This is a genomic window from Kineococcus siccus (genome assembly GCF_009906795.1).
In the GTDB taxonomy this organism is placed as follows: domain Bacteria; phylum Actinomycetota; class Actinomycetes; order Actinomycetales; family Kineococcaceae; genus Kineococcus; species Kineococcus siccus.
This window is the reverse complement of the sequence record NZ_JAAALN010000012.1, coordinates 22,075-40,842: the sequence shown is the minus strand read 5'-3', so window position 1 is coordinate 40,842 and position 18,768 is coordinate 22,075. Positions and strand designations below refer to the sequence as shown.

Genomic DNA, 18,768 nt, shown 5'->3' with positions numbered 1-18,768 from the left:
CCGTCGACCCCCAGCACGGTCCACACCGCCACGATGCTGCCGTGCGAGCGGGGACGGGGCCCCTCCGGCCCCCGTGCGGGCCCGGGCGGAGGCCTGCCAAGCTGCACCCATGCGCGTCCACCTCGGCACCGACCACGCCGCGTTCGAGCTGAAGCAGCACCTCGTCGCGCACCTGCGCGGGCGCGGTCACGAGGTCGTCGACCACGGCGCGCCGGAGCTCGACCCCACCGACGACTACCCCCCCTTCGTCCTGCGGGCGGCCGCAGCCGTGGCCGCGGACCCGGGGTCGCTCGGCATCGTGCTCGGCGGGTCGGGCAACGGCGAGCAGATCGCGGCCAACGCGGTGCCGGGGATCCGCTGCGCGCTCGCGTGGTCGGTGGAGACGGCGCGGCTGGCCCGCGAGCACAACGACGCGCAGTGCGTCGGCATCGGGGCGCGCATGCACACGCTCGCGGAGGCCACGGCCATCGCCGACGCCTTCGTCGACACGCCCTTCTCCCAGAACCCGCGGCACGTGCGGCGGCTGCGGATGCTCACGGACTACGCCGGCACGGGCGAGCTCCCCCCGCTGCCCGGGACCTGATGCCCGAGGGCCACACCGTCCACCGCAGCGCCCGGACCCTCCGGGAGCGCTTCGGCGGGCAGGAGATCATCGTCTCGAGCCCGCAGGGGCGCTTCTCCGAGGGCGCCGCGCTGCTCGACGGCCGCGAGCTCACGGACACCGAGGCGCACGGCAAGCACCTCCTCGCCCGCTTCGGCGCGGACCGCTGGCTGCACGTGCACCTCGGCCTGTACGGGAAGTGGACGCTCGGCGACGGTGCGCCCGACGCGCCGCGCGGCGCGGTGCGCGTGCGCCTGGAGAGCGAGACCGGCTGGGCGGATCTGCGCGGCCCGACGGCGTGCGAGGTCCTCGACGAGGGCGGCGTCGCCCTCGTGCACCAGCGCCTCGGCCCCGACCCGCTGCGCGCCGACGCCGACCCGGACGCGGTCTGGGCGCGGATCTCCCGCTCGCGCGTCGCGATCGGGGCCCTGCTCATGCAGCAGGAGGTCGTCGCGGGCGTCGGGGCGGTGTACCGCGCGGAGACGTTGTTCCGCACCGGGATCGGGCCCTACCGCCCCGGCCGCAGCCTCACGCGCGAGGAGTTCGACGCCGTGTGGGCCGACCTCGTCGTGCTGCTGCGGGCGGGGGTGCGGTCCGGGCGGATCGTCACCACGCGCCCCGAGCACCGGGCCAAGCGCTCGGGCACGGCCCGGCGCGAGGACGCCTTCTACGTCTACCGCCGCACCGGGCTGCCCTGCCGCCTGTGCGGCACCCCCGTCGCCTACGCCCAGATGGTGGCCCGGCACCTCACCTGGTGCCCCACCTGCCAGCCCGCCTGAGCGCCGCCGGCGTCAGGGCGCGACGCTCGCCGCGAGGTCCGCACCCAGGCCGCGCGCCAGCTCGCGCAGCAGGGGCCCCGCCTGCGCGAGGCAGCGGGCGGTGTCCGGTTCGGCGTCGGTCAGCGCCCGGGCGTCGAGGAACCCGGCCGCCCGCCACTCCTCGGGCGCGAGCGTGCGGCGGCCGCTGAGCACGACCACGGGCAGCTGCCGCTGCGCGGCCGCGGCGGCGACGCCGACGGGCGTCTTGCCGCCCAGGGACTGGTGGTCGAAGCTGCCCTCGCCCGTGACGACGAGGTCCGCCCCCGCGCTGCGGTGGTCGAAGCGCGCGAGCTCCAGCACCACCTCGATGCCCGGGCGCCGCACCGCGCCCAGCAGCCCGAGCACGACGAGACCGGTGCCGCCCGCCGCGCCCGCGCCGGGCGCCTCGCGCGCGTCCCGGCCGCCCGCCTGCGCCAGCGCGTCGGCGAAGCGCGCGAGGGCCGCGTCCAGCCGCGGCACCTCGCCGGGGCCCGCGCCCTTCTGCGGCCCGAACACCGCGGCCGCGCCGCGCGGCCCGAGGAGGGGGTTGTCCACGTCGGCGGCCAGCACCCAGCGCGTCGCGGCGAGGCGCGGGTCGAGGCCCGTGAGGTCGAGGCGGTCCAGGTCGGCGAGGGCGGCCCCGCCGTCGGGCAGCTCGGCGCCGTCCGCGTCCAGCAGCCGCGCCCCCAGGGCCGCCAGCAGCCCCGCCCCGCCGTCGGTGGACGCGCTGCCGCCGACCGCGAGGACCACCTCGCGGGCGCCGTCGTCCAGCGCGGCCCGCACGAGCTCACCCGTGCCGCGGGTGCTCGCGGTCAGCGGCGCGCGGACCCCGCCGGGCAGCCGGTCCAGGCCCGAGGCCTGCGCCATCTCGACCAGCGCGACCGCGCCGTCGCGCGCCAGGACGGCGTCGACCGGCTCGCCCGTCGGCCCCGCGACGCGCACGGCCAGGCGCCGCCAGCCGGCGGCGACGGCCGCGTCGACCGTGCCCTCCCCGCCGTCGGCCAGCGGGACGAGCGTCGTCACGAGGTCGCCGGGGCCGCCGCCGCGGGCGGCGGTGAAGCCCGCGCGCAGACCGTCGGCGATGCACCGGGCGACCTCCTGCGCGGTCAGCGAGCCCTTGAACTTGTCGGGCGCGACGACGACGTGGACCGGCAGCGTCAGCGGGGGCTCCAGGCGCATCGCGCGAGCCTGTCAGACGGCACGCCGGCGCGGGCGGTGCGCTGGCGCGGCGGGCGCGCCGACCCGAGGCTGGCCGGCGTGAGCCCGACCCGCCGCCTGTCCACCGCCGACGTCGCCTGCTGGCTGCTGAAGTCGGCGACGCTGCCGCCCGCGACCCCGGCCGGCTGGGCGCCGGGCACGACCCGGCGCCTGCGCCGCTGCGTCCGCCCCTCCTACCGGCTCTCGCTCATGGCGCCCGGTCAGCCGTGCGTGCTGTGGCTCAGCGGTCGCGTGGACCCGGGTGTCCAGGCGGTGGGCGCGCTCACGTCCTCCCCGGTCGTCGAGGTGGCGGGGGAGGAGGCGGTCGAGGTGGAGCTGCGCCGGGTGCGTCGCGGCGTGCCCCGCGCGGACCTCGTCGACGACCCGGCGTTCCGCGGCGCGGAGGTCGTGCGGATGGCCGCCGGCAGCAACCCCTCCTACCTCACGCACGCGCAGCTGGGCGCGGTCGTGGAGCTGCTGGGGGAAGAGGCCGGCGCCCTGGCGACGGTGTCCGCGGCCGGGGCAGGGGGGTGGAGCGGGTGACGAGAATCGAACTCGCGTAGCCAGTTTGGAAGACTGGGGCTCTACCATTGAGCTACACCCGCAGACGTCGCGGTCCCGGTCCGACGGCACCTGGGAGCGCAGCCGGGGCCGTGGCCCGAGGTCGTCGACCAGCCTACCGGGTTCCGGGCGGTAGCCTGCTGCGGTGCCCGCCGTCCGGTGGGCGCGCGGGGTGTGGCGCAGCTTGGTAGCGCGTCCGCTTTGGGAGCGGAAGGCCCCCGGTTCGAATCCGGGTACCCCGACGGACACCGCCGGTGGACGCGCTGCACCAGGCGCCCCGCCGGTCTCACCAGGGGACCCGGTCCCGGGGCGGCTAGGCTTCCGCGGTCCCCGGGCCCTGCCCCGCTGCCCGCACGCCTGACCACGACCTCCGCTGCGACGGAGAGACCCCAGGAGAACCCTGCTGTGAAGAGCGACGTCGAGACCCTCAACCCGACCCGGGTGAAGCTGACCGTCGAGGTCGGCTACGACGAGCTGAAGCCCAGCCTCGACGCCGCGTACAAGACCATCGGCGGCCAGGTGCAGGTGCCGGGCTTCCGCAAGGGGAAGGTCCCGGCCCGCGTCATCGACCAGCGCTTCGGCCGCGCCGCGGTGCTGCAGGAGGCCGTCAACGACGCCCTGCCGAAGTTCTACCAGCAGGCCATCGAGGCCACGGACTACGTGCCGCTGGGCCAGCCGACCGTCGACGTCGACCAGGTCCCGGACCCGGCGACCGGCGGCGAGCTGAAGTTCTCCGTCGAGGTCGACGTACGCCCGACGCTGGAGCTGCCGGACCTCTCCGAGCTGGCCGTCACGGTCGACGACCTCGCCGTCGCCGACGAGGACGTCGAGGCCCGCCTGACCTCGCTGCGCGAGCGCTTCGGCACCCTGACCGGCGTCGACCGCCCGGCCGCCGAGGGCGACTTCGTCTCCATCGACCTGCGCGCCGAGATCGACGGCGAGGAGATCGAGACCGCGAAGGGCATCTCCTACCAGGTGGGCAACGGCAACATGATCATCGGCCTGGACGACGCCCTCACGGGCCTGTCGGCCGAGGGGACCACGACGTTCACCGCCCCGCTGGCGGGCGGCGACCGCGCCGGCCAGGACGCCGAGATCACCGTGACCGTGCAGTCGGTCAAGGAGCGCGTGCTGCCCGAGGCCGACGACGACTTCGCCCAGATGGCGAGCGAGTTCGACACGCTCGAGGAGCTGCGCGCGGACCTCGTGTCGCAGGTCGAGCAGACCAAGAAGTTCGACCAGGGCCTGCAGGCGCGCGACCGCGTGCTGGAGAAGCTGCTCGAGGTCGTCGACGTGCCCGTGCCCGACTCGCTCGTCGAGGCCGAGGTGCACCGCCACCTCGAGCAGGAGAACCGGCTCGAGGACGAGACCCACCGGGCCGAGGTCACGGAGAGCTCGCGGCAGGCCATCAGGAGCCAGCTGCTGCTCGACGCGCTCGCGGAGCGCGAGGAGGTCGGCGTGGCCCAGGAGGAGCTCGTCGAGTACCTCGTCGGCCAGGCGCAGCAGTACGGCATGGAGCCCAACCAGTTCGTGCAGATGATGGACGGCGCGGGCCAGGTGCCGGCCATGGTCGCCGAGGTCCGCCGCCGCAAGGCGCTGGCGATCGCCATGGAGCGCGCCACCGTGACCGACGCGTCGGGCAACGCGGTCGACCTGGAGGAGCTCGTGGGCACCGACGAGGACGACACCGAGGAGACGGTCGTGGAGAGCACCGAGGAGACCGGCGAGACGGTCGACGCCGTGGGCGACGACGCGCAGGAGGCGGCCGACGCCGCCGCGGCCCCGGCCGGCGACGACGCGCCCGAGGACGACGGCAAGGCCTGAGCACCGCCTCCGCCGGGGGCGCACGGGCACCGCGGCCCGTGCGCCCACAGCGAAAAGGCCCCGTCCCCCCCGTAGCGCCGACGCCCCCCGCGTTAGGGTCGATCGAGTTCGGCGGCGTCCCCGCCGACCCCCGGTCCGCCGGGGTGGTCGATGCCAGGAAGGGCCAGGAGACAGCGTGAGCGAGTTCATGAGCGCACCGGGACTGGTGACGCCCCAGCAGGCCCGAGGCCCGCAGCCGGGGATGGGCCTCGACGACAACGTCTACCAGCGGCTGCTGCAGCAGCGGATCATCTTCCTCGGCACCGAGGTGCGCGACGAGATGGCCAACGCGATCTGCGCGCAGATGCTTCTGCTCGCTGCCGAGGACCCGGACAGCGACATCTACCTCTACATCAACTCGCCCGGCGGCTCGGTGTCCGCCGGCATGGCGATCTACGACACGATGCAGTACATCAAGCCCGACGTCGCGACGATCGCGACCGGGCTCGCGGCCTCGATGGGGCAGTTCCTGCTCTGCGCGGGGGCTCCGGGCAAGCGCTCGGCCCTGCCGCACGCGAAGATCATGATGCACCAGCCCCTGGGCGGCCTCGGCGGCTCGGCCAGCGACATCAAGATCCTCGCCGAGCAGATCATCCTCACCAAGAAGCAGATGGCCGAGCTCATCGCCCAGCACAGCGGGCGCGACTTCGAGACCATCACGCGCGACTCGGACCGCGACCGCTGGTTCACGGCCGAGCAGGCGCAGGAGTACGGCCTCATCGACCACGTCGTCGGGCGCTCGAGCGAGGTCACCGGTGGTGGTGGCACCGGTGCGTGACCCCTTCCGCCTGCCGCCGACCGGAGACCCCCAGATGGAGGACCGCTACGCCATGAGCCCCAGCCAGCAGCCGTTCGGCGACCGCCCGCCGCTGCACGCGCCGTCGGCGCGCTACGTCCTCCCGCAGTTCGAGGAGCGCACGTCCTACGGGATGAAGCGCAGCGACCCGTACACGAAGCTCTTCGAGGACCGCATCATCTTCCTCGGCGTGCAGGTGGACGACGCTTCGGCGGACGACATCATCGCCCAGCTGATCGTGCTCGAGTCCCAGGACACCGACCGCGACATCATCATGTACATCAACTCGCCGGGCGGGTCCTTCACGGCCATGACGGCGATCTACGACACGATGCAGTACATCCGGCCGGACATCCAGACGTACTGCATGGGCCAGGCGGCCTCGGCCGCCGCGGTCCTGCTCGGGGCCGGCGCGAAGGGCAAGCGGTTCGCCCTGCCCAACTCCCGCATCCTCATCCACCAGCCCGCCATGTCCGGCGGCGACTACGGGCAGGCCTCCGACCTGGAGATCCAGGCCCAGGAGATCCTGCGCATGCGGGAGTGGCTCGAGGACACGCTGTCCCAGCACTCGAACCGGTCGGTGGAGCAGGTGCGCGCCGACATCGAGCGCGACAAGTTCCTCTCCGCCGACGGGGCCGTCGAGTACGGCCTCATCGACGAGGTGCTGCAGACCCGCAAGGCGTCACTCAGCGTCACCCCGAGGTAGTCGAGCCGTCACTCGTGTGGGCGTTCCCCGGGGGGTCGGTCTGGCACCGGACCCCCCGGGGGCGTCTAATGAGTCGGATCCCGGTCTCCGCGCCGGGTAGCGTGAACGGCAGGTGACGCTCGGGTGGGGCCCTCGTGGCCCGGTCCGCGTCGTGAGCACGAGGAGAGGAATCGTCGGTGGCACGCATCGGAGACGGTGGCGACCTGCTGAAGTGCTCCTTCTGCGGCAAGAGCCAGAAGCAGGTCAAGAAGTTGATCGCCGGACCCGGCGTCTACATCTGTGACGAGTGCATCGACCTCTGCAACGAGATCATCGAGGAGGAGCTCGCCGAGGCCAACGACCTGGGCCTGGTGGAGCTGCCGAAGCCGAAGGAGATCTTCGACTTCCTCGACCAGTACGTCATCGGCCAGAGCTCGGCGAAGAAGTCCCTCGCCGTGGCCGTCTACAACCACTACAAGCGCATCCAGATCGGCGAGCCCGCCAAGGGCCGCGAGGACGCGGTGGAGATCTCCAAGTCCAACATCCTGCTGATCGGCCCCACGGGCTGCGGCAAGACGTACCTCGCGCAGACGCTCGCCAAGATGCTCAACGTGCCGTTCGCGATCGCCGACGCCACGGCCCTGACCGAGGCGGGCTACGTCGGCGAGGACGTCGAGAACATCCTCCTCAAGCTCATCCAGGCCGCCGACTACGACGTCAAGAAGGCCGAGACGGGCATCATCTACATCGACGAGGTCGACAAGATCGCCCGCAAGTCCGAGAACCCGTCGATCACGCGCGACGTCTCGGGCGAGGGCGTGCAGCAGGCGCTGCTGAAGATCCTCGAGGGGACGACGGCCAGCGTGCCGCCGCAGGGGGGCCGCAAGCACCCGCACCAGGAGTTCATCCAGATCGACACGACGAACGTCCTGTTCATCGTCGGCGGGGCCTTCGCGGGTCTGGACCGCATCATCGAGGCCCGCTCCGGCAAGCAGGGGCTCGGCTTCGGCGCGCAGCTGCGCTCGACGACCGCCTCGAAGACGGAACCGCAGTTCGGTGACGTCATGCCCGAGGACCTCATGAAGTTCGGGCTGATCCCCGAGTTCATCGGCCGCCTGCCCGTCATCACCTCCGTGGAGAACCTCGACCGCGACGCGCTCGTGAAGATCCTCACCGAGCCCCGCAACGCCTTGGCCAAGCAGTACCAGCGCATGTTCGAGCTCGACGGCGTCGAGCTGGAGTTCACCGAGGACGCGCTCGAGGCCGTGGCCGACCAGGCGATCCTGCGCGGCACGGGCGCGCGCGGGCTGCGCGCCATCATCGAGGAGGTCCTGCTCCCGGTGATGTTCGACGTGCCGAGCCGCGACGACATCGCCCGCGTCGTGGTCACCCGCGAGGTCGTCCTGAAGAACGTCAACCCGACCCTGGTGCCGCGTGAGGCGCCCGTGCGCAAGACGCCGCGCGAGCGGCGGGACAAGTCGGCCTGAGCCGGCCGCCGCACCGCACGACGAAGGGCCCGTCCCCCGGGGGACGGGCCCTTCGTCGTCGCGCGGTCCTCAGGTCTCCTGCAGCAGCGCCTCGAGGTCGATGGCGACCTTGAGCGTCGTGCCGAAGACCGTGACGCCGACACCGATGGCCTGGTTCCAGTTCATCTCGAAGTCGTCGCGGCGCAGCTCGGCGGTGGCGGAGAAGGCCGCGCGGGTCCCGCCCCACGGGTCCGGGCCGGACCCCGTGTAGGTCATCCGCAGCTGCACGGGGCGCGTGGTCGCGAGCAGCGTGAGGTCCCCGTCCAGCAGCCACGCCCCGCCGTCGGCGCGGGTGAGGCCGCTCGAGGCGAAGCGGATGCTGGGGTGGCGGGCGACGTCGAGGAAGTCGGCGGCCCGCAGGTGGTCGTCGCGCATCCGGTTGCCGGTGTCGATCGACGTCGCGTCGATGTCGACCTCGACGTGGGAGCGGCTGACGTCGTCGGGCACCGTGATGGCGCCCGTGAACGAGGTGAACCGCCCGTGCACCGCCGAAAGGCCGAGGTGGTGCGCGGTCGCGGTGATCGAGGAGTGCGCCACGTCGATGACCCAGATGCCCGGGGCGGGCGTCGGGGAGGCGCCGTGACGCACCAGGCGGAGGTCGCCCAGCGGCCAGGACCCGGCGGGCACCACGACGGTGCTGGCCTTCGGGTCGTGGCCCGGAGCGGCCACCAGCAGCGTGGCCGGGCCCGGCGGGACGTCCTGCAGCAGCACGCTGCCGTCACCGGCGCTGACCGCGCGGCCGACCTGACGGCCCTCGGCGCTCAGCAGCGTGACGGAGGCTCCGCCCACGGGCCAGCCCTCACGGGTCAGCACGCGGCCGGTCGCCGTGGCGCCGCCGGTGGCCCCGCGGACGGCCGGGGAGACGCGGGCGTCGGGCGTCGAGCTCATGCGTGACGGCTCCCGAGCTCCAGCTGCGCGGCCGCGACGCTGTCCTCCTCGACGTCGACGCTCGTCGCGACGGGCGCGTAGCCCGCCGCCGTCAGCGTGTAGTGCCCGCCCGCCAGGTCTTCGAAGGAGTAGGTGCCGTCCTCGTCGGTGACCGCCGCGGCGACGACGTCGCCCTCGGCGTCGACGAGCGTGACGGAGGCCTCGCGGATGCGCCGGCCGTCGCTGGCGGCGACGACGGTCCCGGTCAGGCGACCACCACCGCTCAGCTGCAGGTCGCACGTCAGGCCGCCGCTGTCGGGCACGTCCACGCTGCGGGCGAGCGGGCGGTGCGCCTCGCTCTGGGCCGTCAGGACGTAGCTGCCGCCCATGAGCTGGGCGAACGCGAAGCCCCCGGCCCCGTCGCTGCGGGTGGAGCCGACGACCTCACCGGTGATGTCGGTGAGCGTCACGAGCGCGCCCGGGACCGGGTCCAGGGACCCGCTCACGGCGTCGCGGCCCACGACGCGCCCCGTCACGGACGCGCGGCCGGACAGCACCACGTCCTGGTGGACCGACGCGCTGCCCACGGGCACGAGCGTCGCGGACGGCTGGACGTGCGCGGCCGCCACGATCAGGAGGTAGGTGCCCCCCGTCGGCAGGGCCAGGACGTAGTCGCCGTCGGCCCCGGTGGCCGTGCGGGCGACCTGCTGACCCATCTGGTCGGCGAGCGTGACGACAGCCCCGGGCAGGAGCCGGCCGTCGTGGTGGCGCACGACGCCGGACACCGTGAGCCCAGCGTCGGACCGCGAGGACTGCGCCGGGACCGTCCCGGCGCGGGCACCGTGGTCGGCCCCGCCGTCGGCGACGCCGTCGAGCGCGGCGCGGGCGGTCCCGTTCACCGTGCCGTTGGTCCGGCGGGGGCCGGAGCCGGTGCCCGCCGCGGAGCCGGTGCCGGCGGACGGCAGACCCGCGCCGACGTCGGCGGGGACGGCCGTCACGGCGGCCTCGGCCGTCCGGGTGGTGCTGCTGCCGGCGCCGCGCAGGGCGACCTCCTTGAAGAAGAGCGTCAGGACGAGGGCGACGAGCGCGAACGGGGCCGCGATGAGGAAGACCTCGGCGATCGAGGAGCCGTAGGCGGCCTGCACGAGGGGCCGCACCGCGTCGGGGAGGGCGTCGAGGTCGGGGATGCCCGTGCTGCTGCCGGAGCCGAGCGCCGAGGCGGGGACCCCCGCGTCGCGCAGGCCGCTCTCGAGGTGCGTGGCGACGCGGTGGCTGAGGACGGCGCCGAGCGCGGAGACGCCGATCGCGCCGCCGAGCGTGCGGGTGAACGCGATCAGGGAGCTGGCCGACCCGAGGTCCTCGGGAGCGGTGACGTTCTGCACCGCGAGCACGAGGTTCTGCATCATCATGCCGACGCCCAGCCCGATGAGGGCCATCCACGGCGCCACGGTCCAGTAGTCGGTGTCCCACTCGACGGTGCCCATCAGGCCCAGGCCCGCGGTGAGCAGGACGCCGCCCGCGACGACCCAGCCCTTCCAGCGCCCGGTGCGGGTGATGAACTGCCCCGCCACGGTCGAGGCCAGGACCAGGCCCGCGATCATCGGGATCGTCATGACGCCGGACATCGTCGGGCTCTCGCCGCGCGCCAGCTGGAAGTACTGGCTGAGGAAGATCGTCGCGGTGAACAGGCCGATGCCGACGAAGAGGCTCGCGACCGCGGCGATGGTGACGGTCCGGCTGCGGAAGAACCGGAGCGGGATGATCGGGTCCTTGGCGCGGCTCTCGGCGAGCACGGCGAGCGCCAGCACGACGAGGCCGCCGCCGACGAGCCCGACGGTCCACCAGGAGGCCCAGTCGAACTGCTGGCCCCCGAGCGAGACCCAGATGAGCAGGGCGGAGATGCCGAGCGCGATCAGCGTGGCGCCGAGGTAGTCGATGTGGACCTCGCGGCGCGGCGTCGGCGGCAGCTTGAGCTTGAACTGCAGGACGACGAAGGCCAGCAGGGCGAACGGGACGCCGACGTAGAAGCACCAGTGCCAGGACAGGTGCTGGGTCAGGACACCGCCGATGAGGGGCCCGCCGACCGTCGCGAGGGCGAAGGTCGCGCCGAGGTAGCCGGAGTACCGCCCGCGCTCGCGCGGCGCGACGATGGTCGCCAGGATCACCTGCGCCAGCGCGATGAGCCCGCCCCCGCCGATGCCCTGGAAGACGCGCATCGTGATGAGCATGCCCATGCTCTGGGACAGGCCCGCGATGGCGGAGGCGACGACGAACAGGACGAGGGCGACCTGGACGAGGACCTTCTTGTCGAAGAGGTCCGCGAGCTTGCCCCAGATGGGCGTCGAGATCGTCGTGGCCAGCAGGGCGGCCGTGACCACCCAGGTGTAGCCCGACTCGGTGCCGTCGAGGTCCTCGACGATGGTGGGCAGCGCGTTGGAGACGACCGTCGAGGACAGGATCGCGACGAACATGCCGAGCAGCAGGCCCGAGAGCGCCTCGAGGACCTGCTGGTGCGACATGGGCCTGGGCGCGGTGTGGGCGACGTGCTGCGCGTGGGGCGGTGCGGTGGTGGTCATGCGTTCCTCTGCAGGTGGTGCCCGGGGTGGTCGGCGGGCGGGGTGTGCGGGGCGGGAGCGGCGGTGGCTCGGCACGCGGCGGGCTCGGCGCAGGTCGCGCCCGTCCCGGGGTCACCGGAGCGGGCGAAGCGGTCCAGCAGCTGCGTCAACCGGTCGATCTCCGCGTCGTCCCAGTCGGCGAGCCTGGTGACGAGGGTCTCGACCAGCGCGCGCCGGTGCCACCGGAGCTCGGCGGCACCCGCCTCGGTGAGGCTGAGGCGCTGCGAGCGGCCGTCCTGCGGGTCGGGGGCGGCGGTGAGCAGCCCGCGCTGGCGCAGGTGCGCCACCTGCCGGCTGACGGTGGAGAGGTCGAGGCCGAGGAGCTCGGCGACCTCCGAGAGCCGGGGGGCGCCGCCGTCGCGGACCGCGGCCAGGGTCGCCGTCGCGGGGGCGGGCGTCGTGCCGACGAGGGAGCGGCGGGCCCGCAGGAGGCGGGGGAGGACCTCCACGAGCCCGGCGCAGGCGGACGGAGTGGCCATGGCGACCTTCGCATCGAGGTTGGTGTGTGCAAGCAACCATAGACGCGGATGGTTGCAGCATGCAACCCGTTGAGCGCCCGCACGCGTCGCCCCGGCAGGGGCGCGGCTCCTCAGGGCGGGGAGGTGGGCGGCCGGTGCGCCCCCGTGGGGCTAGAGGCTGGCGTTGAGCCGGCCGACCAGGCCCGCCAGCTGGGCGATGTCCTCCTGGCTCCAGTCGCGCAGCCGGTCCCGCAGCCGCTCGCGGCGCGCCTGGCGCGCGGCGTGGACCCGGTCACGACCCGTCGCGGACAGGGCCAGGCGGACCGCGCGGCCGTCGGAGGGGTCGGCGGTCCGCTCTACCAGCCCCAGCCGCTCGAGCATCTGCACCTGGCGGCTGAGCGTGGGCTTGCCGATCCCGAAGAAGGTCGCGAGGTCGGAGGGGCGGGCGTCGCCCGTGTCGTCCAGGCGCACGAGCAGGCTGTACGCCTCCGCCTCCAGGTCCGGGTGGACGGAGCGGGCCGTCTCCCGGGAGATCGCGCGCGACCTGCGCAGCAGCACTGCCAGCTCGCGCTCGAGCTGCTCACCGGGTCCGCTCACCATGCGCCGACCGTACTAGTACCGGGGGGTGGGTGAGACCGCTCTCGGTGCGGGTGTCGTGCGGGTGCGCCGCGACACGTCCTCCGGAGGTCGACGTCGTGGTGCGCGGTGTCGTACGGTCACCGCAATGCATCGACTCGATGCATCGGGACGGAGGCGACGTGGTGCGGCGACGGGCGGACTCGCTCCAGCTGGCGGTGCTCGCGCTGCTGGCCGACGGCCCGCTGCACGGCTACGAGGTGCGTCGCCGGCTGGACCTGCGGCTGGGTGCCTTCCGGGCGCTGTCCTACGGGACGCTCTACCCCTGCCTGCGCCAGCTGCAGACCGCCGGCTGGGTCGAGGAGACGACGCAGGCCCGCGCGGCCGGCACGGTCGCCCCGCGTCGCACCCGGGTCACGTACGCGCTCACCGGGCCCGGCCGCGCCCGCCTCGCCCAGCTGCTGGAGGAGGCCGGCCCGGACGCGTGGGAGGACGACGCCTTCGGGGTCCGGCTCGCACTGTTCGCCCGGGTCGCCCCCCGCACGCGGCTGCGCGTCCTGGAGGGCCGGCGCGCCCGGCTGCTCGAGCGGCTGGAGCAGCTGACGCACTCGATCGAGCGGGCGCAGGCGGTCGTCGACGCGTACGCGCTCGAGGCCCAGCGGCACGGCCTGGACACGGTCCGCCGCGAGGTCGACTGGCTCGACGGCCTCATCGAGGCCGAGGAGCGCCGGCCGCCGGCAGGTCCCGTCGCGGGCGGGGAGCACGACCCCGGGCAGCAGGTGCCCGGGCACCACGGAGAACGGGAGAGACCCTGATGGCACCGATCCGCACCGCGATCGTCGGCGTGGGCAACTGCGCGGCGTCCCTCGTGCAGGGCGTGCACTACTACGCCGACGCCGAGGCGACCGCCACCGTGCCCGGCCTCATGCACGTGATGTTCGGGGAGTACCACGTCCGCGACCTCGAGTTCGTGGCCGCGTTCGACGTCGACGACAAGAAGGTCGGGACGGACCTGGCGGACGCCATCGGCGCGAGCGAGAACAACACCGTCAAGATCTGCGACGTCCCCCCGCTGGGCGTGCAGGTGCAGCGCGGCCCGACGCTCGACGGCCTCGGCCGCTACTACCGCGAGACCATCACCGAGTCCGCCGCCCCGGCCGTCGACGTGGTCGCGGCCCTGCGTGCGGCGCAGGCCGAGGTGCTCGTGTGCTACCTGCCCGTGGGCTCCCAGGACGCCGCGACGTTCTACGCGCAGTGCGCCCTGGAGGCGGGCGTGGCCTTCGTCAACGCCCTGCCCGTCTTCATCGCCGGCACGCCCGAGTGGGCGCAGCGGTTCACCGACGCGCGCCTGCCCATCGTCGGCGACGACATCAAGTCGCAGGTCGGCGCCACCATCACGCACCGCGTCCTGGCCAAGCTCCTCGAGGACCGGGGCATCCAGCTCGACCGCACCTACCAGCTGAACGTCGGCGGCAACATGGACTTCAAGAACATGCTGGAGCGGGACCGGCTGGAGTCGAAGAAGATCTCCAAGACGCAGGCCGTCACGAGCAACGTGCACGCCGACTTCGGCACCCGCAACGTCCACATCGGGCCCAGCGACTACGTGCAGTGGCTCGACGACCGGAAGTGGGCCTACGTCCGCCTGGAGGGCCGCGCCTTCGGCGACGTCCCGCTGAACCTCGAGTACAAGCTCGAGGTCTGGGACAGCCCGAACTCCGCGGGCGTCATCATCGACGCGGTGCGGGCCGCGAAGATCGGCCTCGACCGGGGGATCGGCGGGCCGCTGCTGTCCGCGTCCGCCTACTTCATGAAGTCGCCGCCGCAGCAGCTGCCGGACGACGAGGGTCGCGCGGCCGTGGAGGCCTTCATCCGCGGCGACGTCGAGCGCTGAGGCCGCGCCCGTTCGGCCGACCGGGGGCCGGACGCTCAGCCCGGCCCCCGGACGCGCCGACGGACACGGGGTGCCCCCGCTCCACACGCGCCTCACCCCAGCGGCCCGGACCTTCCTCGCCGCGGCCGCCCTGCTCACCGTCCTCGTGCCCGTGCTGCCCCTCGGGCTGTGGCGCGACGCCCTGGCGACCTCCCTCAGCGTCGCGTGCGTCGTGGCCATGGCGGTGGGCGTCGCCCGTCACCGCCCGCGCCGCCCGCTGGCCTGGTGGCTCGTCACGGCCGGCGTCGCCTGCTGGGTGGCCGGCGACGTCGTCTGGTTCGTGCAGGTGTGGGTCCTGGACACCGACCCGTTCCCCTCGCCCGCGGACGTGTGCTACCTCGCGGCGTACGTGCTGCTGGCCGCGGGCTGCTGGCAGTTCGTCCGCGCGCGCCGCGGGGGCCGGGACCGCGAGGGGCTCGTCGACAGCGCCATCGTCACGGTCGGCTTCTGCCTGCTGAGCTGGACCTTCCTCATGCGGCCCACGCTGGCCGCGGTCGACGAGTCCGTGCTGGCGCGGGTGCTCGGGACGGCCTACCCGCTGGGTGACGTGCTGCTGCTGGCCTTCCTCGTGCGGCTGCTCACGACGAACGGCGGGCGCAGCACCGCCTTCCGGCTCCTCGTCGCGGGGACCGTCACGATGCTCGGGGCCGACTGCGCCTACCAGCTCGTGAGCCTGGACAGCGACGACGGCGGCGCGGTCCTGACGGCGCTGTGGGTCGTGAGCTACCTGTTCTTCGCCGCGGCGGCCCTGCACCCGTCCATGCGGTCGCTGACCGACGCCGAACCGCCTGCGGGCTGGGCGTTCACGCGCGGGCGGCTGGCGGCGCTGACGGTGGCCAGCCTGCTGTCGCCCGGCACCCTGCTGGTGCAGCTGGCGCTGGGCCTGCACCTGGAGACGTGGGCGGTCGCGCTCAGCTCGGTCGTGCTGTTCCTCCTCGTCGTGCTGCGCATGTCCGGGCTGGTGCGCCACCTGCAGGAGCAGGCCGGCAAGCTGGCCGCCCTGGCCCGCAGCGACGCCCTCACGGGGCTGCCCAACCGCCGCACGAGCGACGCCGAGCTGGAGCGGATGCGCGAGCGGGCGGGGTGCGACGGGACGCCGCTGTCGCTGGCGATGCTCGACCTGGACCACTTCAAGGCGTTCAACGACACCTTCGGCCACCAGGCGGGGGATCGGCTCCTCGTCGAGACCGGCGCCGCCTGGCGGACCGTGCTCACCGCGAGCACGGGTGGGGACGCCGTGCTGGCCCGCTGGGGCGGGGAGGAGTTCGTCGTGCTGCTGCCCGGCCGGGACGCGGCCTCGGCGCGCGCCGCCGTGCAGGCCCTGCGGCCCGCGACGCCTGCCGGGCAGACGTTCTCGGCCGGCGTGGCGCAGTGGGACGGCCGGGAGGACCCGGGCGCGCTCGTGAGCCGGGCCGACGCGGCGCTCTACGCGGCGAAGACGGCCGGGCGTGACCGCGTCCTGCTGGCGGACGAGGGCGAGGGCGCGGGCGAGCGTGAGGCGGCCGGGCACCGGGCCGGCTCCCGCGGGGAGCCGGCCCAGCCCGTCGGCTGACTCAGGCGGCGGGCGCGGCGATCTCGGCCTCCGCGCGCAGCGCGGCGGCCTGCTCCCCCTCGACGGCGGGGACCTCCGACCACGTGATGGACGCGGCGCGGGCCGCGGCGCGCACGTCGTCCTCCGCCCGCCGCGCGTCGGCGAGCACGCCGGCGGGGCCGGACAGCGTGGCGGCGGCGAGCTCCGTCTTCTGCGAGACCTTGGCCTCGCTCTTGAGCTTGCGCAGCGCCGAGAGCGCCTGCGCCGCAGCGCTGAGGACGCCGAGCTCGGCCTCCGCGGCGGCCGCCGGCCCGAGCTCCGCGACGTCGGGCCAGGCGGCGGTGTGCACGGAGGACTCCTGCCACCACGACCACACCTCCTCGGCCGCGAAAGGCAGGAACGGCGCGAGCAGGCGCAGCAGCGTCCGCAGCGCGATGGCCGCGGTGGCCTGCGCCGACGCCGCCGCCTGCTCGCCGCGCGCCCCGTAGGCGCGGTCCTTGACGAGTTCCACCCACTGGTCGCAGAACGTCCAGAAGAACTGCTCGGTGACCTGCAGCGCGCCCGCATGGTCGTAGCGCTCGAAGGCGTCCGTCGCCGTGCGGACCACGACGGCGAGGTTCGCGAGCGTGCTGACGTCGAGCGGGTCGGTGACCGCGGCGCGGTCGGCGACGTCGCCGCGCGCCACCCCGAGCCCCAGGACGAACTTCGACGCGTTGAGCAGCTTCATCGCGAGCCGCCGGCCGATCTTCATCTGACCGGTGTCGAAGGTGGCGTCGGTGCCGAGCCGGGCGGTGGCCGCCCAGTAGCGGACGGCGTCGGAGCCGAACTCCTCGAGCAGCGCCACCGGGGTGACGACGTTGCCCTTGGACTTGCTCATCTTCTTGCGGTCCGGGTCGAGGATCCAGCCCGACAGCGCGGTCCGGCGCCACGGCAGGCCGCCGTGCTCGAGGTGGGCGCGCACGACGGTGGAGAACAGCCAGGTGCGGATGATGTCCTGGCCCTGCGGACGCAGGTCCATGGGGAACACGCGCGAGAACAGGTCCTCGTCGCGCTCCCAGCCGCCCGCGATCTGCGGCGTCAGCGACGACGTCGCCCAGGTGTCCATGACGTCGGGGTCGGCGGCGAAACCACCCGGCACGCCGCGCTGCTCCTCGGTGTAGCCGGGGGCGGGTTCCGACGCCGGGTCGACCGGCAGGGACGCCTCGTCGGGCAGGACGGGGGCGTCGTAGCGGGGGGTGCCGTCGGCGTCGAGCGGGTACCAGACGGGGAACGGGACGCCGAAGAACCGCTGCCGCGACACGAGCCAGTCGCCGTTGAGCCCCGAGACCCAGTTGTCGTAGCGGTGCTTCATGTGCTCGGGGTGCCAGGCGAGCTCCGCACCGCGGCCCAGCAGCTCCGTGCGCAGCGCCTCGTCGCGGCCGCCGTTGCGCAGGTACCACTGCCGCGTCGTGACGATCTCGAGCGGGCGGTCGCCCTTCTCGTAGAACTTCACGGGGTGCACGATCGGCGTCGGGTCCCCCACGAGGTCCCCGGACTCCCGCAGGGCCGCGACGATCCGCTCCTTCGCGGTGTGCACGGTGGCCCCCGCCAGCTCTCCCCACAGCGCCTCGCCCGGGCCTCCGGCGACCCACGCCGGCAGCTCTCGCTGGAACCGGCCGTCCCAGCCGAGCACCGCGCGGGTGGGCAGCTGGAGCTCGCGCCACCACGTCACGTCGGTGACGTCGCCGAAGGTGCAGATCATCGCGATGCCGGAACCCTTGGCGGGGTCGGCGAGGCGGTGCGCCAGCACGGGCACCTCGACGCCGAACAGCGGCGAGCGCACGGTGGTGCCGAACAGCGGCTGGTAGCGCTCGTCGTCGGGGTGCGCCACCAGCGCCACGCACGCCGGGACGAGTTCCGGGCGGGTGGTCTCGACGAACACCGGCTCGGCGCCGTCGCGGGCGAAGCCGATGCGGTGGTAGGCGCCCTCGCGGTCGCGGTCCTCCAGCTCGGCCTGCGCCACCGCGGTGCGGAACGTGGTGTCCCACAGCGTGGGCGCCTCGGCCGCGTACGCCTCGCCGCGGGCGAGGTTGCGCAGGAAGGCGCGCTGCGCCGTGGCCCGCGCGGGCGCGGAGATCGTGGAGTACGTGTGCGACCAGTCCACCGACAGGCCCAGGCGGCGCCACACGGCCTCGAAGGCCTGCTCGTCCTCGGCGGTCAGGCGCTCGCACAGCTCGACGAAGGTGCGCCGCGACACCTGGACGAAGTCGCGGTCGCTCTTGGGCGCCTTCTCCGGCGGCACGAAGCCGGCCTCGTACGGCAGGCTCGGGTCGCAGCGCACGCCGTAGTAGTTCTGCACTCGGCGTTCGGTCGGCAGGCCGTTGTCGTCCCACCCCATCGGGTAGAACACGGTCTTGCCGCGCATGCGCTGGAAGCGCGCGACGACGTCGGTGTGGGTGTAGCTGAAGACGTGGCCGATGTGCAGCGACCCCGACACGGTGGGCGGCGGCGTGTCGATGGAGTACACGTCGGCCCGCTCCGCGGTGCGGTCGAAGCGGTAGGTGTCCTGCTCGGCCCACGCGGGCGACCAGCGGTCCTCGAGGCCGTCGACCGTGGGGCGGTCGGGGACGAGTACCCCGGGCGCGGTCGGCGGCGGGCCCGCCGCGGCGGGGGCGGCCGGCGAGGTGGAGGCGGTGCTGGGGGGAGCGTCGGACATGGTCCCCATCATCGCAAAGCCGCGGCCCCGCTCCCGACGAGGCGGGAGCGGGGCCGGGTGAGCGGTC

The 18,768-nt window shown here is 74.2% G+C and carries 16 protein-coding genes and 2 tRNA genes; 11 read left to right on the top strand and 7 right to left on the bottom strand.

The annotated features are described in order from the left end of the window. The first annotated feature begins 109 nt into the window (after positions 1–109). Complete coding sequence (locus GTR02_RS03325) at positions 110–583, top strand: ribose-5-phosphate isomerase (RefSeq protein ID WP_166606054.1); 474 nt, start codon at positions 110–112, stop codon at positions 581–583. Beyond that, the gene (locus tag GTR02_RS03320) at positions 583–1,380 is read left to right on the top strand and encodes an Fpg/Nei family DNA glycosylase (RefSeq protein WP_166606053.1); all 798 of its coding nucleotides are present in this window, start codon (positions 583–585) and stop codon (positions 1,378–1,380) included. Before GTR02_RS03325 ends, GTR02_RS03320 begins: the two co-directional genes overlap by 1 nt. Before the next feature lie 12 nt (positions 1,381–1,392). Here the strand turns inward: GTR02_RS03320 and GTR02_RS03315 are convergent, their stop codons facing one another. After that, entirely contained in the window at positions 1,393–2,577 is a 1,185-nt protein-coding gene (locus GTR02_RS03315; protein ID WP_166606052.1) for a glycerate kinase, read from the bottom strand. A 78-nt stretch (positions 2,578–2,655) separates the two neighbouring features. Between GTR02_RS03315 and GTR02_RS03310 the strand changes: the two genes are divergently transcribed. Next, entirely contained in the window at positions 2,656–3,138 is a 483-nt protein-coding gene (locus tag GTR02_RS03310; RefSeq protein WP_166606051.1) for a hypothetical protein, read from the top strand. Here GTR02_RS03310 and GTR02_RS03305 read toward each other — a convergent pair. Continuing rightward, positions 3,127–3,200: transfer RNA gene (locus GTR02_RS03305), tRNA-Gly, on the bottom strand. The genes GTR02_RS03310 and GTR02_RS03305 overlap by 12 nt on opposite strands. 124 nt (positions 3,201–3,324) lie before the next feature. Here GTR02_RS03305 and GTR02_RS03300 point away from each other — a divergent pair. The 5 genes from GTR02_RS03300 to clpX all read left to right on the top strand — a co-directional run bounded on the left by GTR02_RS03300 (position 3,325) and on the right by clpX (position 7,987). Continuing rightward, a tRNA-Pro gene (locus GTR02_RS03300) sits at positions 3,325–3,398 on the top strand. 163 nt (positions 3,399–3,561) lie between these two features. Then, positions 3,562–4,980 (top strand): trigger factor, encoded by a 1,419-nt coding sequence (gene tig / locus GTR02_RS03295; RefSeq protein WP_166606050.1) that lies wholly within the window; start codon positions 3,562–3,564, stop codon positions 4,978–4,980. Between the two features lie 187 nt (positions 4,981–5,167). Beyond that, positions 5,168–5,797: an ATP-dependent Clp protease proteolytic subunit gene (locus tag GTR02_RS03290; RefSeq protein WP_166606061.1), complete on the top strand. Its 630-nt coding sequence runs from the start codon at positions 5,168–5,170 to the stop codon at positions 5,795–5,797. 52 nt (positions 5,798–5,849) lie between these two features. Next, positions 5,850–6,521 carry an ATP-dependent Clp protease proteolytic subunit gene (locus tag GTR02_RS03285; protein ID WP_166606060.1) on the top strand — a complete coding sequence of 224 codons (672 nt, stop codon included), beginning with the start codon at positions 5,850–5,852 and terminating at the stop codon, positions 6,519–6,521. A gap of 176 nt (positions 6,522–6,697) precedes the next feature. After that, entirely contained in the window at positions 6,698–7,987 is a 1,290-nt protein-coding gene (gene clpX / locus GTR02_RS03280; protein WP_166606049.1) for an ATP-dependent Clp protease ATP-binding subunit ClpX, read from the top strand. Positions 7,988–8,056: 69 nt separating this feature from the next. On the opposite strand, the gene GTR02_RS03275 is transcribed toward clpX, so the two are convergent. The 4 genes from GTR02_RS03275 to GTR02_RS03260 form a co-directional block, all read right to left on the bottom strand. Further along, a complete protein-coding gene (locus tag GTR02_RS03275; RefSeq protein WP_166606048.1) occupies positions 8,057–8,914 on the bottom strand; it encodes a YceI family protein in 858 nt (285 codons plus the stop codon). Continuing rightward, a complete protein-coding gene (locus GTR02_RS03270; RefSeq protein WP_205708552.1) occupies positions 8,911–11,469 on the bottom strand; it encodes an MFS transporter in 2,559 nt (852 codons plus the stop codon). The genes GTR02_RS03275 and GTR02_RS03270 overlap by 4 nt, the downstream gene beginning before the upstream one ends. Beyond that, entirely contained in the window at positions 11,466–11,987 is a 522-nt protein-coding gene (locus GTR02_RS03265; protein WP_166606047.1) for a MarR family winged helix-turn-helix transcriptional regulator, read from the bottom strand. The genes GTR02_RS03270 and GTR02_RS03265 overlap by 4 nt, the downstream gene beginning before the upstream one ends. Positions 11,988–12,137: 150 nt before the next feature. Beyond that, positions 12,138–12,566, bottom strand: coding sequence for a MarR family winged helix-turn-helix transcriptional regulator (locus GTR02_RS03260; RefSeq protein WP_166606046.1), 429 nt, complete (start codon positions 12,564–12,566; stop codon positions 12,138–12,140). Between the two features lie 158 nt (positions 12,567–12,724). Between GTR02_RS03260 and GTR02_RS03255 the strand changes: the two genes are divergently transcribed. The 3 genes from GTR02_RS03255 (at position 12,725) to GTR02_RS24145 (ending at position 16,027) form a co-directional block, all read left to right on the top strand. Further along, positions 12,725–13,357 carry a helix-turn-helix transcriptional regulator gene (locus tag GTR02_RS03255; protein ID WP_166606045.1) on the top strand — a complete coding sequence of 211 codons (633 nt, stop codon included), beginning with the start codon at positions 12,725–12,727 and terminating at the stop codon, positions 13,355–13,357. After that, positions 13,357–14,436: an inositol-3-phosphate synthase gene (locus GTR02_RS03250; protein WP_166606044.1), complete on the top strand. Its 1,080-nt coding sequence runs from the start codon at positions 13,357–13,359 to the stop codon at positions 14,434–14,436. Before GTR02_RS03255 ends, GTR02_RS03250 begins: the two co-directional genes overlap by 1 nt. Positions 14,437–14,506: 70 nt before the next feature. After that, positions 14,507–16,027, top strand: coding sequence for a diguanylate cyclase domain-containing protein (locus tag GTR02_RS24145; RefSeq protein ID WP_166606043.1), 1,521 nt, complete (start codon positions 14,507–14,509; stop codon positions 16,025–16,027). A gap of 1 nt (position 16,028) precedes the next feature. Here GTR02_RS24145 and valS read toward each other — a convergent pair whose 3' ends face one another. After that, positions 16,029–18,701 (bottom strand): valine--tRNA ligase, encoded by a 2,673-nt coding sequence (gene valS / locus GTR02_RS03240; protein ID WP_166606042.1) that lies wholly within the window; start codon positions 18,699–18,701, stop codon positions 16,029–16,031. Between the last annotated feature and the right edge of the window lie 67 nt (positions 18,702–18,768).

Bases quoted from the DNA above. Each gene is read 5' to 3' on its own strand.
- GTR02_RS03285 (WP_166606060.1), top strand. From the start codon at position 5,850: ATGAGCCCCAGCCAGCAGCCGTTCGGCGACCGCCCGCCGCTGCACGCG.
- GTR02_RS03325 (WP_166606054.1), top strand. From the start codon at position 110: ATGCGCGTCCACCTCGGCACCGACCACGCCGCGTTCGAGCTGAAGCAG.
- GTR02_RS03320 (WP_166606053.1), top strand. From the start codon at position 583: ATGCCCGAGGGCCACACCGTCCACCGCAGCGCCCGGACCCTCCGGGAG.
- GTR02_RS03290 (WP_166606061.1), top strand. From the start codon at position 5,168: ATGAGCGCACCGGGACTGGTGACGCCCCAGCAGGCCCGAGGCCCGCAG.
- GTR02_RS03260 (WP_166606046.1), bottom strand. From the start codon at position 12,566: ATGGTGAGCGGACCCGGTGAGCAGCTCGAGCGCGAGCTGGCAGTGCTG.
- GTR02_RS03315 (WP_166606052.1), bottom strand. From the start codon at position 2,577: ATGCGCCTGGAGCCCCCGCTGACGCTGCCGGTCCACGTCGTCGTCGCG.
- GTR02_RS03265 (WP_166606047.1), bottom strand. From the start codon at position 11,987: ATGGCCACTCCGTCCGCCTGCGCCGGGCTCGTGGAGGTCCTCCCCCGC.
- GTR02_RS03275 (WP_166606048.1), bottom strand. From the start codon at position 8,914: ATGAGCTCGACGCCCGACGCCCGCGTCTCCCCGGCCGTCCGCGGGGCC.
- valS (WP_166606042.1), bottom strand. From the start codon at position 18,701: ATGTCCGACGCTCCCCCCAGCACCGCCTCCACCTCGCCGGCCGCCCCC.
- GTR02_RS03250 (WP_166606044.1), top strand. From the start codon at position 13,357: ATGGCACCGATCCGCACCGCGATCGTCGGCGTGGGCAACTGCGCGGCG.
- GTR02_RS03270 (WP_205708552.1), bottom strand. From the start codon at position 11,469: ATGACCACCACCGCACCGCCCCACGCGCAGCACGTCGCCCACACCGCG.